Source organism: Pseudooceanicola sp. DL12 (genome assembly GCF_056270665.1).
On sequence record NZ_CM149884.1, the window covers coordinates 2,419,808 to 2,434,402 of the forward strand.

General features: G+C 63.9%; 11 protein-coding genes and 1 tRNA gene. 7 read left to right on the forward strand and 5 right to left on the reverse strand.

Features of this window, described 5'->3' with window-relative positions:
- Window positions 1-57: 57 nt before the first annotated feature.
- Complete coding sequence (locus AC0WR5_RS11320) at window positions 58-1,494, reverse strand: amidase (RefSeq protein WP_475863203.1); 1,437 nt, start codon at window positions 1,492-1,494, stop codon at window positions 58-60.
- A gap of 98 nt (window positions 1,495-1,592) precedes the next feature.
- Between AC0WR5_RS11320 and AC0WR5_RS11325 the strand changes: the two genes are divergently transcribed.
- A complete protein-coding gene (locus AC0WR5_RS11325; protein WP_475863204.1) occupies window positions 1,593-2,498 on the forward strand; it encodes a LysR family transcriptional regulator in 906 nt (301 codons plus the stop codon).
- Window positions 2,499-3,529: 1,031 nt separating this feature from the next.
- On the opposite strand, the gene AC0WR5_RS11330 is transcribed toward AC0WR5_RS11325, so the two are convergent.
- A tRNA-Leu gene (locus AC0WR5_RS11330) sits at window positions 3,530-3,613 on the reverse strand.
- 263 nt (window positions 3,614-3,876) lie between these two features.
- On the opposite strand from AC0WR5_RS11330, the gene AC0WR5_RS11335 reads away from it, so the two are divergent.
- Both AC0WR5_RS11335 and AC0WR5_RS11340 read left to right on the forward strand, forming a co-directional pair.
- Entirely contained in the window at window positions 3,877-4,455 is a 579-nt protein-coding gene (locus AC0WR5_RS11335) for a YqaA family protein (protein WP_475868980.1), read from the forward strand.
- Window positions 4,452-4,913, forward strand: a complete 462-nt coding sequence (locus AC0WR5_RS11340; protein ID WP_475863205.1) for a disulfide bond formation protein B — start codon at window positions 4,452-4,454, stop codon at window positions 4,911-4,913. The genes AC0WR5_RS11335 and AC0WR5_RS11340 overlap by 4 nt, the downstream gene beginning before the upstream one ends.
- Before the next feature lie 68 nt (window positions 4,914-4,981).
- Here AC0WR5_RS11340 and AC0WR5_RS11345 read toward each other — a convergent pair whose 3' ends face one another.
- The 3 genes from AC0WR5_RS11345 to AC0WR5_RS11355 form a co-directional block, all read right to left on the reverse strand.
- Window positions 4,982-6,859, reverse strand: a complete 1,878-nt coding sequence (locus AC0WR5_RS11345; RefSeq protein ID WP_475863206.1) for a methyl-accepting chemotaxis protein — start codon at window positions 6,857-6,859, stop codon at window positions 4,982-4,984.
- A 288-nt stretch (window positions 6,860-7,147) separates the two neighbouring features.
- Entirely contained in the window at window positions 7,148-8,017 is an 870-nt protein-coding gene (locus AC0WR5_RS11350; protein WP_475863207.1) for a DUF6635 family protein, read from the reverse strand.
- Window positions 8,018-8,344: 327 nt separating this feature from the next.
- Complete coding sequence (locus tag AC0WR5_RS11355) at window positions 8,345-9,394, reverse strand: lipoate--protein ligase family protein (RefSeq protein ID WP_475863209.1); 1,050 nt, start codon at window positions 9,392-9,394, stop codon at window positions 8,345-8,347.
- Window positions 9,395-9,684: 290 nt separating this feature from the next.
- Between AC0WR5_RS11355 and AC0WR5_RS11360 the strand changes: the two genes are divergently transcribed.
- Genes AC0WR5_RS11360 through AC0WR5_RS11375 form a run of 4 tightly spaced genes read left to right on the forward strand, consistent with a single transcriptional unit; the run spans window position 9,685 to window position 14,409 of the window.
- Entirely contained in the window at window positions 9,685-9,993 is a 309-nt protein-coding gene (locus tag AC0WR5_RS11360; RefSeq protein ID WP_475863211.1) for a YtcA family lipoprotein, read from the forward strand.
- A 2-nt stretch (window positions 9,994-9,995) separates the two neighbouring features.
- Window positions 9,996-11,045, forward strand: coding sequence for a multidrug transporter subunit MdtN (gene mdtN, locus AC0WR5_RS11365; protein WP_475863213.1), 1,050 nt, complete (start codon window positions 9,996-9,998; stop codon window positions 11,043-11,045).
- On the forward strand, window positions 11,029-12,927 hold the full coding sequence (locus tag AC0WR5_RS11370) for an FUSC family protein (protein ID WP_475863215.1): 1,899 nt from the start codon (window positions 11,029-11,031) through the stop codon (window positions 12,925-12,927). The genes mdtN and AC0WR5_RS11370 overlap by 17 nt, the downstream gene beginning before the upstream one ends.
- Entirely contained in the window at window positions 12,928-14,409 is a 1,482-nt protein-coding gene (locus AC0WR5_RS11375; RefSeq protein WP_475863216.1) for a TolC family protein, read from the forward strand.
- The last annotated feature ends 186 nt before the right edge of the window (window positions 14,410-14,595 follow it).

The window sequence follows — 14,595 nt, forward strand, 5'->3', positions numbered from 1 at the left end:
GCAAGACTGCCCCGATCCATCTGTCCGGCCACCCGCCCGCGCCGGACAGGCTTCACGTCAAAGCAGGTGTAATGGGTCCTGCCGCTGCCACCATTTCGCGAGCGCAAGGACCGCGGAATCGCGCCCCTTGGCCGAAATGATCTGCAGGGAGTGCGGCAAGCCGGAGGCGCCAAGACCCGCGGGCACGACCGCGGCCGGCTGCTGCGAGAGGTTGATCGGATAGCTGAAGCCTGCCCATTCGAACCAGCGCTCCAGACCGCTTCCCGGCGGAACTTCCTCGCCGGCCGCAAATGGCAGAACGGCACATCCGGGGGCGACGATATAGTCGAAGCGCTCCATCAGCATATCCATGCGGCTGCCGTATTCCGCGCGTGCGTTCACTGCCGAGATGTAGTCGGTCGTCGTCCAGGCAGTGGCCTCCTGCGCAATTGCCATGAGGCCGGTGTCGATCGCGCCTTCCTCGAGCTCTTCCAGCGGGGAAAACGCTTCCAGCCGGGCCCGCGCGCCGCAGAACCACAGCCGCGTCGCAATCGCGTAGAGCTCATTCGACATCGGCAACTCGATCTCCTCGAGCAGCGCGCCCGCAGCCTCGAGACGCGCGAGAGACGCGTCAAAGGCTGCTGCCACCTCGGGCTCCACCTCGCCGGTCGGCGGCGTCTTCCACACGGCAATGCGCAGACCGGCCGGCGTTGTCTCATGCGGCGACAGCTGATGCAGTTGCGCTTCGCCCTGGAACCAGTCCCGGCGGTCCCTGCCCGACATCGCGGTCAGCATGACCTCCACGTCCTCGACGCGGCGCGCCATCGGCCCGATATGCGCCACCGTCCCAAAGGCCGAGGCCGGATAGGCCGGAACCCGCCCGAAGGTCGGCTTGATCCCCGCGATCCCGGTAAAGGCCGACGGGATGCGGATAGAACCGCCGCCGTCCGATCCCAGATGCAGCACCCCTGCCCCCATGCTGGCCGCCACCGCCGCGCCCCCGGAAGAGCCGCCGGGCGTGACATCGGTGTTCCATGGGTTGCGGGTGATCCCCCATCGTGGGCTGTCGGTCAGGGCCTTCCAGCCAAACTCCGGCGTCATGGTCGCGCCGAGCATCACCATGCCTGCCGAACGCAGTCGCTCGACACTGGGCGCATCCTCGCTGCCGGCGGGATCCTGGCATAGGCTGCTGCCATTGCTGACAGGCCATCCCTTTATCTTGACGATGTCCTTGATCGTGCCCGGCACTCCGTCGATCGGCGACAATGGTGCGCCGGACTTCCAGCGCTCTTCCGATGCGCTTGCGGCGGCCAGCGCCCCGTCCTCGTCGATCAGGGCAAAGGAGTTGCAGAGTTCCTGCGCCTCGCCCGCCCGATCAAGGGTCGCCCTGGTTACCTCGACGGGCGACAGCATGCCTGAGGCATAGGCTTTGGTCAGCTCAGCGGCTGACATTTGGCATAGTTCACTTGCATCCGCTATCGGATGCGACCGAGTTTTCAGCACCGTTCCGTCCATCGTTCGCTTCGATTGACACCAATGCTGGCGAAGAAAATACCGACCCGTAAAATGCAAAATATATCACGAATATATACATTTCATGGGTATCTCGATCAGTGACACCTTCGCTCAGGCAGCTTTCCTATATCTGCGCAGTTCAGGAATGCGGCAGCTTCTCGAAAGCCGCGCAAAAAATGAACATATCCCAATCATCTATTCTCTCCGCCGTTGACACGGCCGAACAGGATCTCGGGGTACGAATCTTCTCGCGGCAAAAAGGCAGAGGGGTTCTGATCACCGCAGCCGGTGAAAGATTCATCGCGGCCGCACGCAGACTTCTAGCAGCAGAGCGGGATTTCAACCGGGAGGTGCAATCTCAGAGCTGGGACGAGGCGCATCTGCGGATCGGCCTCTTTGAACCCTTCAGTTCGATCATGATGGTCGAGGTGCTGCGACAGCTCCGGCAGCGTCTGAAGAACATCTCCATCGAACTGGTCGAGGCGGATCAGCCCAGCCTGAAGCGCTATCTTGATCGTGGCGAGGTCGACGTCGTCCTGATCTATGACCTTGGCCCGGATTTCACCGGCACGATCCACCGTATCGGTCGCGCCCCGCCGCATGCGATGGTGCACGAGGAGTCGCCGCTGGCGCGGCATGACGCGATCAGTATCAGCCAACTGGCGCAATATCCTGTCTCACTGCTCAGCCTTCCACTCACCATGACCTATCTCATGACCCTCTTCGACTATGCGGACCGGCGCCCAAAGATCAGCTTCAAGAGCCGCAGCTACGAGACAATCATTCGCGGTGTCTCCGAGGGGTTCGGCTCGACCATCCTCAATGCCTGGCCGCGCACGCCCCTAAAGGTCGAATCGCGCACGCGGCGCATTCGCCTGATCGACCCTCTTCCGGCGCCGAACATCGTGACGGTGGATCACTACGGGGAGATGAGGCCACCTGCCTTGGAGATATTCATCGAAGTGATGAAATCTCATTTCAGCGAGGCCTACCATCAGTTCTGAAACCGCCCACGCGACGCCACCCGCTCGCAGACGGCGCAAGTCACGCGTGCCTTGGGACGCAGATTGATTGTAAAGCTCTCCCCCGGCTCTTGTCTGGTGTCCGGATGCTGGGGCAGAAGCATCCGTACGACAGTCAATTAGGCAGGGCGATCTCCAGGCAGTCGGCAACTGCAGAAGCGGGTCGCGCCACTTCAGGGGCGGGCTCTGTTGTGCAAATTCCGTGATGACCGAGCTTTCCCTTTCCCGTGACAGCCGTTGAGCACTGGGATGCGAACCTGGAGTTCGCGATAGCGGTCGACATCCCCTGCCGTGCGGCGCTGACCGAATAGCTTTCCACAATGGATGTTCACCTCAACGCGTCTCCGGCAGTGGTAACTACTCCATTGTCGCCGCAGCGGCACCGGGGGTGACGATCTGCCACGACTTTGCGGTCATCTGGGACGGGATGACAACATGGGTGCCGCGCTCCGCGATGGCCATGAAGCACTTGCGGAGTAAGGAGAGTTCCCGGAACCTCTGCGGGATGACGGGGGCACTTCGTGCAGTGAATACATGTCAGTCACGCAGGGCAAGGCGCAAGAATGGATCTGGGTGGTCTGCCCGAGAGATCGTCGGGACCATCTTGCGACGTTGCCCAAGGGCGGGCGCTACATTGTCGCCAGGTAAGTGACCGAGCCGATGAGCTATGACGACATGCAGAAGCGTTTTGCTAAAACGAGAAAGAAGGCCGGGAACGCCTGTGACAGGTTGGGGATACATGGCCGCCGCTGCACTGCGTCAGTCGCCCGGGCCGGGACGGGAGGTTCGAGCGCGGAAATCAGAGCGTGACCGGGCAACGCATCGCCTAAACGGCGCGGACCCATCGGCGCCGGGGCGCGCAGAATGTTCTGGCGAAGTTGGCTCTGACTCGCCACGACACGAGAAATCAGAACGGGCATAGAACTGAAATAGCGAAAGCCCTGGGGGCACACATCTCCGCTTGAGATGAAACAGGCTTGGTCAAATTCGGGATTTAACCTTGTATTTCAAGTTGGTACCCAAGGCCGGACTCGAACCGGCACGCCTTGCGGCGGGGGATTTTGAATCCCCTGCGTCTACCATTCCGCCACTTGGGCCCATCGTGCATTTGCACGGGCTGTCAGGAGATTTGTCTAACCGTCCTTACCTCTTCCGTCCAGAGGCAAACCGCGCCCCGCCGGCCAGCTTGGCATAGCAGCTAAGCAACGCCTTGGTCCACCCGGAATATTGCGCGCTGGAAAGGACATATCACGCCGATGTGGTGATTGGCCGACCGTGGGAGCTTGACCATCACAACCGTCGCATGATCTTTGGACCGCTGACAGCCTCCCCATTTTCGGGCAAAACATCGGGCAGACCTTTGATCAGATCTATTTACGACTGGACCATTCGCATGGCGGAACACCCACAGGCCCTCTGGGTTCTGGCGCTGGTGTCATTCGTCGAGAGTTCCTTCTTCCCCATTCCACCGGATCTCCTGATGATCCCAATGATCATAGCAAGGCCAAACAAGGCCTTCGTGATCGCCACGGTGGCCACGGTCGCCTCGGTTCTCGGGGGCATTCTGGGCTATGCAATCGGGGCATTCGCCTTCGACTCCATCGGACAACCGATCCTGGAGCATCTTGGCAAGGCCGATTCCATGGAAGCCTTCAACGAGAAGTTCAACAATGCCGGCTTCTGGGCCGTGCTTGGCGCAGGCATGACCCCCTTCCCCTACAAGGTGATCACGATCATGTCCGGATGGACCGGCATGAACATCGTCACGTTCATGCTGACATCCATTTTGGCTCGGGCCATCCGCTTCTATCTCATCGCCTTTCTGCTGTGGAAATTCGGCTCACCCGTTCGTGACTTCATCGAGCGCCGTCTGGGGCTTGTGTTCACGGCATTTTTCCTGATCCTCTTCGCCGGTTTCCTGGCTGTGAGATTTCTATGACTTTTCGTACTGGCGTAACGATCGCCGCCGCGGGTTCGGCTGCTCTGCTGCTCGGAGCCCTGGCCTTTCAATACTTGGGCGGACTGCCGCCTTGCCACCTCTGCATCCTGCAGCGCTGGCCGCATCTTGTCGCGGTCGTCGTCGGCCTTATTGCAGTCATCACGGGCTGGCGGCCACTGGCGCTGATCGGCGCGGCGGCCGCCGGTACCTCTGCCGCGATAGGCATTTACCATACCGGGGTCGAGCGCGGTATTTTCGAGGGGCCGACAAGTTGCACGTCCAGCGCACCGGGCGGGATGAGCAGCGATCAACTCTTCGATCAGATCATGTCTGCCCCCCTGATCCGTTGCGACGAGGTGGCCTGGCAGATGTTCGGCCTCTCGATGGCCAGCTGGAACGCAATCATCTCATTGGTTCTCGTCGGGGTCTGGATCTACGCCTGGCGGGCCAAATCCTGACCCCACGCAAAGGAAAAGGGGCCTCGATTGGCCCCTTTTCTCTTTGGCTCGGACAACCCGATGGCTTGTCAGAAGTCTTCCCAGGAATCTTCTGACACCGAGCTGGCACTGACCGGCGCGTTCACCGCCTTTGCCGCCGGTCGCGAGGCTGGCATTGCCGCCGCAGGAGAGGATTGGAAACTTACAATCTTCCCACCAGTACCGTTCCTGGACAGCTTGAATTGCCCCACGGCCTTGCGCAGGCTCACAGCTTCCATCGTCATCGAACGGCTTGCTTCCAGAGTATCCTGGAATTTGGCCGAGTTCTCTTGCGTCGTGCGGTCAAGATGCGCAACGGAGGTGTTGATCTCGCTGACGCCGGCGGATTGTTCATTGGCCGATGTCGCGATGTCCGAGATGTGCGATGCGATTTTGGCAACAGACCCCGAGATCTGCTCGAGCGAGGCACCGGCGGCATCGACCAGGGAAACCCCTTCGCTGACGTGGCCACCGCTCTCGGTGATCAGGATGTTGATCTCGCGCGCCGCCTCGGAGGACCGCTGAGCAAGAGCACGCACTTCCGAGGCCACCACGGCAAAGCCGCGCCCGGCTTCGCCCGCACGGGCGGCCTCGACGCCGGCGTTCAGAGCCAGCAGGTTGGTCTGGAAGGCGATATCGTCGATCACGTCCATGATCCGGGAAATCTTGCCAGAGGATTCCTCGATCGCACCCATGGCCTTGACCGCCTTGCGCACGACTTCCCCGCTCTGTTCTGCGTTATCGCGTGCTTCGGTCGCGATGATGTCTGCCTCTGAGGCACCCTGCGCAGCCAGCCGCACAGAGGAGGTCAGCTCTTCGATCGCGGCGGCAGCTTCCTCCAGGGATGCGGCAGATTCGATCGACCGGCGAGCCACGACCTCGGCAGATTCGCTGATCTGTTCTCCACGCTTTTCAAGGCTCATGGATGTTTCGCTGATCGTGCCGATCAGCTCGGCAAGATTTCCGACCGTTCCATTGAAATCGCGGCGCAACGCCTCGTAGTCGCCCGGGAACGGGTCGTTCAGGCGGATGCTCAGATCCCCGGTCGACAACCCCTTCAGACCTTCGGCAAGGGCCGATACCGCAGCCTCCTGTTCTGCCTTCCGCCGCGCAGCTTCACGCTCCATCTCGGCCCCGCGCTGAATGTCCTGCTGGAAATTCTGCACAGAACGGGCCATCTCGCCGATCTCATCCGCCTTGCCGGTATAGGGAATCGGCGTATCCGAGTCTCCCTTCGAGAGCGACTGCATTCGCGCATTCAGCGTCTTGATCGGAAGCGTCACGCTGCGCGCGATGAACCAGCTGACCACACCAAGGCAGATAAGCCCGAGGAAAAAGGCCACGAAGGCCCGATTCCGCATCTGTGCGATCGTCCTTTCGATCTCGGCAATGTAAGTGCCTGTGCCGATCACCCACCCCCAAGGAGCGAATGTGCGGGCATAGCTCATCTTGGCCTCTTGGGCAGCCTGATCGCCATCCGTGCGCTGAGTCGCGTAAAAGACGATTCCGCCGCCGTCCTGGGCCGCCTTCAGAAGCTCGCCATAGACGTCGACTCCATTGGGGTCGAGAATGCCGCCCTTGCGCTTGCCGACATCGCCCGGACTGCGCCCATGGGCCACCACGACGGTGTCGTAATCGAAAGCGAAGACATAGTTGCCATTGTCATAGCGCACGTTCTGCAGCAGCTCGACCGCCTGAGCCTTGGCCTCTTCCTCGGTCAGCGTACCTTCGACGGATTCCTGATAAAGTGCATCCACGAGGCTGGTCGTCGAATCCACCACATCCCGCAAATGGGCCTCGCGCATATGGTAAATGTTCCGGACGCTGATGTCGTACATCGTGAAAGCCAGTGCGGCACTGGCCAATACCGAAACAAGAATGATCGAATAAATACGGGCACCGATCCTGAGGCCCATTCCTGATTTCATTCCCGCATCTCCTGTTACCTTTGAGCCCACACATGGAGGCAAAGGGTAAAGCCCGCGTTTACCGCCACTCAGGGAACAGCTTAAATCTGCATGAAACTTGCTTGTCGCGCGTCGGCTGCGCCCGCAAAGACGGGGGATCTGTCTTCTCTTTGCCCAGCAAAACAGGCTTGGCTGCATGGTGCCGCCCCGGCTCAGGACCACGCCACACTCCAAGCGGACATCCGATAGATTTTGAATGATTTTCTGCCGCCCCGACAGCCGAACACGGGCGCTGCTCCGGGTCTGTCCCTATCCGCGAAGGGTTCGCCAGAGGCTGAGGAGAAGGTCACTGACATCGCCGAGCCGTGCCGCAAGGTGCTCTCGGGCCAGGGCCGGACGGTCCTCGCCGGTGCGCCCGGCAACCTCCAGCCGGTCAAGCAGCCGCAGCAGCCGCCGCCGGTGGATGCCCGTCCAGAGCTGCACGGGATCGGCAAGAACGCCGGCAAACGTCGTAATGATCGAGGTGATCATCGCCAGTCCCACCGCCGTGGCAATCAGGTCCAGCGTCGAGTGGTGCACGGGAAAGACCCCGTACCAGAGGCGCCCCGCGCCGTCGCCCAGAGGAAAGCCAGCAATGGCTGCCGCCTGTGCCCGATAGTCCGCCACCGGACTGGCCAGCGACACGACGCCCGGCGTCGCGGCGTGAAACAACAACAGCCCGGTCAGCAGGACGATCACCGAGGTTGTCATCTCGGCGATGGCATTGCGGACGGTCGCATACTCCAGGATCTCGCGGCGGATCACCTCTTTCGGGGCCCCGGTGACCTGGCCCTCCGCCTCGAGGCGCCCCAGCAGATCCTGCAACCGCCCTGCCACCTGCGCTGCCACTTCGGTCTCGAAGAGGATGTTCTGCCGCCGCAGCCAGGCCGAGGCCCGCAGCAGGCGCAACTTGCCCAGCAATGCCGCGAAAAGGCGCAGCAGGAGGTAGACCGGCGCTAGAACCACGTTTGCCGGGGCCTTGAGCAGATCCCATCCCAGGGCGGCGCGATGCAGCAGGAAGGTGCCCAGAATACCGAAGTTCCCGCGGGTGAACCTGCGCACCTCGGCCTGGACTTCGGGCCGCGCACTGAACGCCATGGCTTCAGGCACGGCCGGTTCTGTCTCAATGCTGGCGCTCACCCGATCTGCCCTCTCCTATGCACGTCAATTGCGATCAATCTGTGCGCTGATCTCTCGCCTGAAAACCTTTCCCCCGGAATAATTCCTTGGCAATTGCCGGGGCCGCCTCCGGGCCTTCGGGACAGGCAGCTGCCCCACAGTCGCCCTGTACGAGTGCCGCGGCAAGGGCGAGACCCAATGAGGCGGTTCATCGGCAAAGACCCCGGCACGCCGCTTCCAAATGATGCCGCAGCGCAGGGGGGCTCCCGTCACCCGGCTCAGGGCCTCCCGGGCCCAGAAGCACCCGGATCGCCTTGCGCGGCCTTGCAGTCTCAGGGCCTCGCCTCCTCACGGAATATGATGCAGCCATTCCGGGCTGGCGAATTTCTCATCGGCCAGTATCCGCGCCGCGGCATATTCCGCCTCGGTGATGTCGCCTACCACCCCACCGTTCAGCCCAAGGAAAGTCTGCTGCATCCGCCGCAGCACCTCTGCCCGTTCCAGGCCGGTCTGGCTGCGCACCGGGTCGACCCGTTTCGCGGCACTCGTCGTGCCCTTGTCCGAGAGCTTCTCCCGCCCGATCCGCAGTACCTGCATCATCTTGGTGGCGTCCATGTCGTAGGACATCGTCACGTGGTGCAGGACGGTCCCGTCGGCATAGCGTTTCTGCGCGGCGCCACCGATCTTGCCCTTCGGGCTCGTGATATCGTTCAGCGGCTTGTAGACCGCCTCGATCCCGAGCTCGTTCAGCGCCTTCAGCACCCAGTTGTCGAGAAAGGCATAGCTGTCGGCAAAGCTCATGTCGGCCACGAGTTCCTTGGGCGCATAGAGAGAATAGGTGATGGCAGAACCCGGCTCCACGAACATCGCGCCGCCACCGGTCACGCGCCGAACGGTCGACACCCCCAGGCGTTCTGCCGCCTCCAGGTCCACCTCGTTCTTCACCGACTGGAAGTTGCCGATGATGATCGCGGGCCGCTCCCATTCCCAGAACCGCAGCGTCGGCGGGCGGCGCCCGGCTCCGACCTCCTTGGCAAGGACATCTTCAAGGGCAAGCTGCATGGCCGGTGTCTCGGGTCGGCCCTCGATGATCTGCCATTCGAAATCCTGCCAGGTCTTGCTGACCCCGAGGGCCCGGCGTACGGCGATCGCCACCGCTTCGGGGCCGAACCCCACCATGGCCGCATCAGGACGCAGGCCGCTCTGAACCGCTTCGGAAATCTCCCGGGCCGAGGCCTCGGCCGACAGGCCCTCCAATGCGGCGCGGATATCGGCAAGCGCCTCTGCCGGTTCAAGGAAGAAGTCGCCCGAAATCTGAACGTCCGCCAGCACGCCATCGCGCACCTCCAGATCCGCTACAACCAGCTTGCCGCCATGAACCTTGTATTCGCCGTGCATCGTTCTGCCCTTTCGCCTCGATCCCGCGCGCTCGGTCGCGCTTTCGCGGCGCACTATGGCGCCCCGCGCGGCCAAAGCCCAGAGCCCGCGATGCCCGAGCTGGTCTGCGCCAATGCACAGGGTCTGCCAGGTGACCGGACCTCTCGCCGCAGGCGGAGCGGCGGCAGTGGACAGCTCTTGCGATTGCATGCCATATTTTGCAAAAGTCGCTTAAACAACTGTCGTGCATCAGGGATTTGCCTCGCGCGGTGGAAAAAATGCGGGCCACGGGCCCGGGGACGGAGAGCACCGTGAGAGCAGAGCACCCGATCACCGCCCGCCGAGCATTCCGCAGGGCTTCGGCCCCGATCACAGCGGCCATGGTCCTGATCCCCCTGCCCGCCCTTGCCGAGAGTCCGGCCCCCTCGGTGCCCATGTTCGGCAGCTTCTTTCCCGCCTGGCTGGTCTGTCTCGCCGCCGGCGTGATCTCTGCCATCGTGCTGCGGGTCCTGTTCGTGCTGGCAGGGATCGACGACATCCTGCCCTTCCGCGTGCCGGTCTACATGTGCGCGGCCTTGGGGCTGACACTGCTCTATTCCATGATCTTCTTCGGACGCTGAGGATGAGTGATATCCGCAAGCACCGCCTGGCCCTCTCTCTCGGCGCCATTGTCGCCCTGGCGATCCTTCTGATCACCGCGCTGCTGGCCTGGCGCAGCCACCTGCACGCAGAGGCCAACCCGATGTCCGACGACGTCACACTGACCGCCGACGTGGTGCATATCGCCCCTTCGGTCGCCGGCCGGGTCAATGCGATCCACGTGCGCGAGAACGACTTCGTCAAGAAGGGCGACATCCTGCTCGAGATCGACGACGAGGCCTATCGCTTGGCCGTCGACCAGGCCCGCGCCGACCTCGCCGTGGCCGAGGCAGCGCAGGCAGACATGACCCGACAGATCCGTGCAGAACAGGCCAATGCCGAGATCGCCCGCCAGCAGGTCGACCGCGCCGAGGCCAACCTGGCGCTGGCCACCCAGACCCTGAACAGGCTGCTGCCGATGCAGGACAAGGGGTATGTCTCGGATCAGACGGTGGATGATGCCGCCACCGCGCAGCGCGACGCCCAGGTCAGCCTGCAGGAGGCGCTCAAGCAAAGAGAGGCCGCCGATGCCCTCGTGGGCGACGAGGCCGGCACAGCCGCCCTGACCCAGGCGCGGCGCGCGGCTCTTGCCATCGCCGAACACGAGCTGGCCGGAACCGTGCTTCGGGCCCCGCACGACGGCCGCATCGTGGGGCTGACGGTCACCTCCGGCGGTTATGTGCTGCCGGCCGAACCGATCTTTACCCTGATCGACACCGACAGCTGGGTCGCCACCGCCGCCTACCTGGAAACCGAGCTGCCCGGCATCGCCACCGGCGACTGTGCGACAGTCTATGCCCTTGCCGCCCCAGACCGCGCCATCCCGGGCGTGGTCGAGGGCATCGGCTGGGGCATCCAGTCGACCGATGTCATCAACCCGCCCTCGACCCTGCCCATCGTGCTGAAATCGCTGGAATGGGTCCGCGTGCAACAGCGCTTCCCCGTGCGGATCCGCCTGACCGATCCCCCCGAGGACCTGATGCGCATCGGCGCCTCCGGCCTCTCGATCATCCACCATGACGGCGGCTGCTGATCCGCAGGCCTCCGCCTGGCCCGGGCTGATCCGTCAGGCCTGGCTGGACCTGCAGCCGACACCCGGCCGCCTCGCGCTGACCTGGCGCGTGGCGCTGCTCTGTGCGCTCGTCTCCGCGGTTTCGATGATGTTCCACATCCCCGAGGCCTCGGTCAGCTGCTACCTGATCATCTTCCTGATGAAGCCCGACGCGGTCGAGAATTCCATCATGGGTGTCGGGCTGATCCTGCTGGCCAGCCTCGTGGTCGTGCTGATGATCCCCCTCGTGAACCTGACGATCGAGAGCGCCTCCGCCCGCCTCGCGGTGATCTTCTTCTCCTCCTACCTTTTTCTCTTTCTCGCCTCCGCAACGCCGCTCGGCGAAGAGGCGGCCATCGTCGGGCTGATCATCGCCTTCATCATGACGCTGGTCACCGATGTGCCGATCGGACAGATCGGCGATCAGGGGCTCTTGCTGGCGTGGAAGATGGCCTGCGTGCCCATGGCGATGATGGTGGTCTTTTCGATGCTGCTGGGGGTGCCGGCACAGACCCATGTGCGCAATCGCGTCGCGGAGCGCCTGCATGCCACGGCGGCACGGCTGCGCGGCAGCGATGATGCCGCCTTCGAAGCGCTGCTGGCCGAGGGCAACGATCCTGGCTTGAAGCAGATGATGATGGTGCGCCTGCTGCATCTGGTCCCGCGACGGCGGGGGCTCTGGCTCAACGGCGCCATGGCCACGAGCTACGAGATCATGCTGGCCGCGGCGGCCCTGTCCGGCGACACCCCCGAGGGCCGCACCCTGGCCGATGCCCTCGACAGGGCCGCCGATCATGTCACTGCGAACCGCCTGCCCGAGGCGCCGCAGGCCCCCATGCCCGAGGGCGCGCTCACCGATCTGCTCCTTGCCCTCGCGGCTCCGGATGCCGGCGCCCGGCCGCAACCGCGCAAGCAGCCCTTCCTGGCGCCCGATGCCTTTACCAACCCGGTGCATCAGAGGTTCGCGCTGAAATCCTCCATGGCCGCCGTGATCTGCTACCTGATCTACACCGGCCTGCAATGGACCGGCATCCACACCGCGATGATCACCGTATATGTCGCGGCCCTCGCCAGCACCGGCGAGACTCTGCGCAAGCTGGGCCTACGCCTCGTCGGCTGCCTGATCGGGGCCGCAATGGGCGCGCTGACGCTGATCTGGGTGATGCCGCACCTGACCTCCATCGGGGGCCTGATGGCCATGGTCTTCTGCGGAACCTTCGTTGGGGCCTGGGTCTCTTCGGGCAGCGAGCGGATCTCCTATGCGGGTGTACAGATTGCACTCGCCTTCCTGCTGACCACGCTCAACGGCTTCGGGCCCAGCTTCGATTTCGACGCCGCCAGCGACCGCATCTACGGCATCCTGCTGGGGATCACCGTGATCTACCTGGTCTTCACCCTCTTCTGGCCGCGTTCGGTCCTGCACGAGATCCAGCGCAAGCTGGGCGAGGTCTGCGCCGCGCTCGCCACCCTGGCCGCGTTGCCCGCCACCTCGTGCGTCTCCCCGTCCGAACCGCGCACCGAGGCCAGCTCTACCGCGCTGATGACGCTGGAACAGATTCGCGAGCTGCTGGCCTCGGCCCCCTTCGAGCCGCGCCGCATTCGCCCCTTCGACGCACGTTTGCTCCGCGATGCCCAGATCACGGAGACGTTGCAAGAGCTTGTCCTGGCCCTCCATGCGGCCCCCGCGCCTGACCCGGCGCTCGCCGCACGCCTGACGGTCCTCGGCAGGCGGCTGTCCGGCGAGGGCGGCCAAAGCGCCACGGAGCCGAAAGAGAATGATGACAGCGGTTTACCCGGGCCCTCTGCCGCCTATAGTGAACCCGCCGGCCTGCTCACCCGGCTCGAACAGCTTGCACAGGTCTGAATGAACGCCTCCGCCGGACATATCCGCCCGCTGCTGCGCGCCCTTGCGCCGCTGGCCCTGATCACGGCGCTCGCCGGCTGTCTCGCCGACAGCGATCTCGGCACATCCGCCGGCCCCGGACAGCCCTGGGCGCCGGAAGGCAGCAATGCCACGCCGGGCGATTTCTCGGTGCCCGCCAACCCGGAGGTCGGCAAGATGCCCGCCGGCATCAGTTCCTCCCACAGCTACGACCTGGCCGAACTGATCGACCTGGCTCAACGCAGCCATCCCTCCACGCGCATCGCCTGGGAGGAAGCACGGCAGGCCGCACTCGCCGTGGGCATGGTCGAGGCGACCTTCCTGCCGATGCTCACGGTCAATGTCATCGCCGGCCAACAGCAGGTGAACACGCCCATCGGGCTGCTCGACGGATCCACCTATACTCTTCAGACCAACGTCAGCGGCTTCTCTCCGAACCTTGCCCTGGAATGGCTGGTCTTCGACTTCGGCCAGCGGCAGGCCTGGCGCGACGCCGCGCAACAGACGGCCTATGCCGCCAACGTGGCCTTCAACGGCACGCACCAGGCGCTGATCTACAACGTGACACGCGCCTTCTATCAATACGGTGCCGCACGGAACAATCTCTCGATCGCATCCCAGACAATGGAGAATTCCAAGGCCATCCTCGATGCCGCGCAGGCACGTTATACCAATGGCACGGGCACCACGATCGAGGTTGCACAGGCCCGGCAGCTGGTCGCCCAGTCGAACCTGCGTCTTGTGCAGGCCCGCAACCTGTCCCGCGACAGCTACCAGGACCTGCTCGGTGCTGTCGGCATCTCGCCACGCTCGCAGATCCGCGTCGCCTCCTCGGCCAGCCGGCCGCTGCCACGGCCCCGCGCCACACCGACCGACAAGGCAATCGAGACGGCGCTGTCCAAACGTCCCGACGTGCTCGCTTCCTATGCCGCGCTCAAGGCCACCGAGGCGAGCCAGCGCGCCGCCGATGCCGCCTACCTGCCCAAGGTCTACATGGGCGCCATTCTCGGCAGCAACGAAAGCGCCCTGCAGGTCGGCAGCCTGCCCTCCATCGGCACCCAGAATTCGGGCTCAGGCGTGCTGATGGGCGTAACCATCCCGGTCTATGACAGCGGGTTGCGACGGGCGCGTCAGAAACAGGCGGACTCGGTCACCGCCGCGGCCCAGGCCACCTTCGAGGCCACGCGCGACACCGCCGCCCGCGAGATCATCGTCGCCGACGACGGGCTGCGCTCGGCCCTGGCGGCCTATGACGCGGCAAGCGAACTGACCCGTGCCGCCCAGACCACCTACGACGCAGCCTTCGAGGCCTATCGCAACGGTATCGGCACGATCACCGATGCCACCGCCGCGGACTCCGCCCTGCTTGACGCCCGCCAGGCGCGCTCCGATGCCCACGCCGCCTCGCTGATCGCGGCGGCCACCCTGGGCTTTGCCCTCGGCACCATGACCTCTGCGCGCTGAAGCCGGGCCCTCCCGGCGGTCGAATGTCCTCTGATGCAGGCAGAAATACCTAAAATATTGGCGTTTATCCAATTCAACCATTCTTCTAGGCCCGCAATAGCGCCGGGCATGGTCGCCAAGCGCCTTCGGGCGCAGTACTTTTTTCCCGCCGGCCCAAAGATCCGGCCGGCGTGTTCAACAGGGACC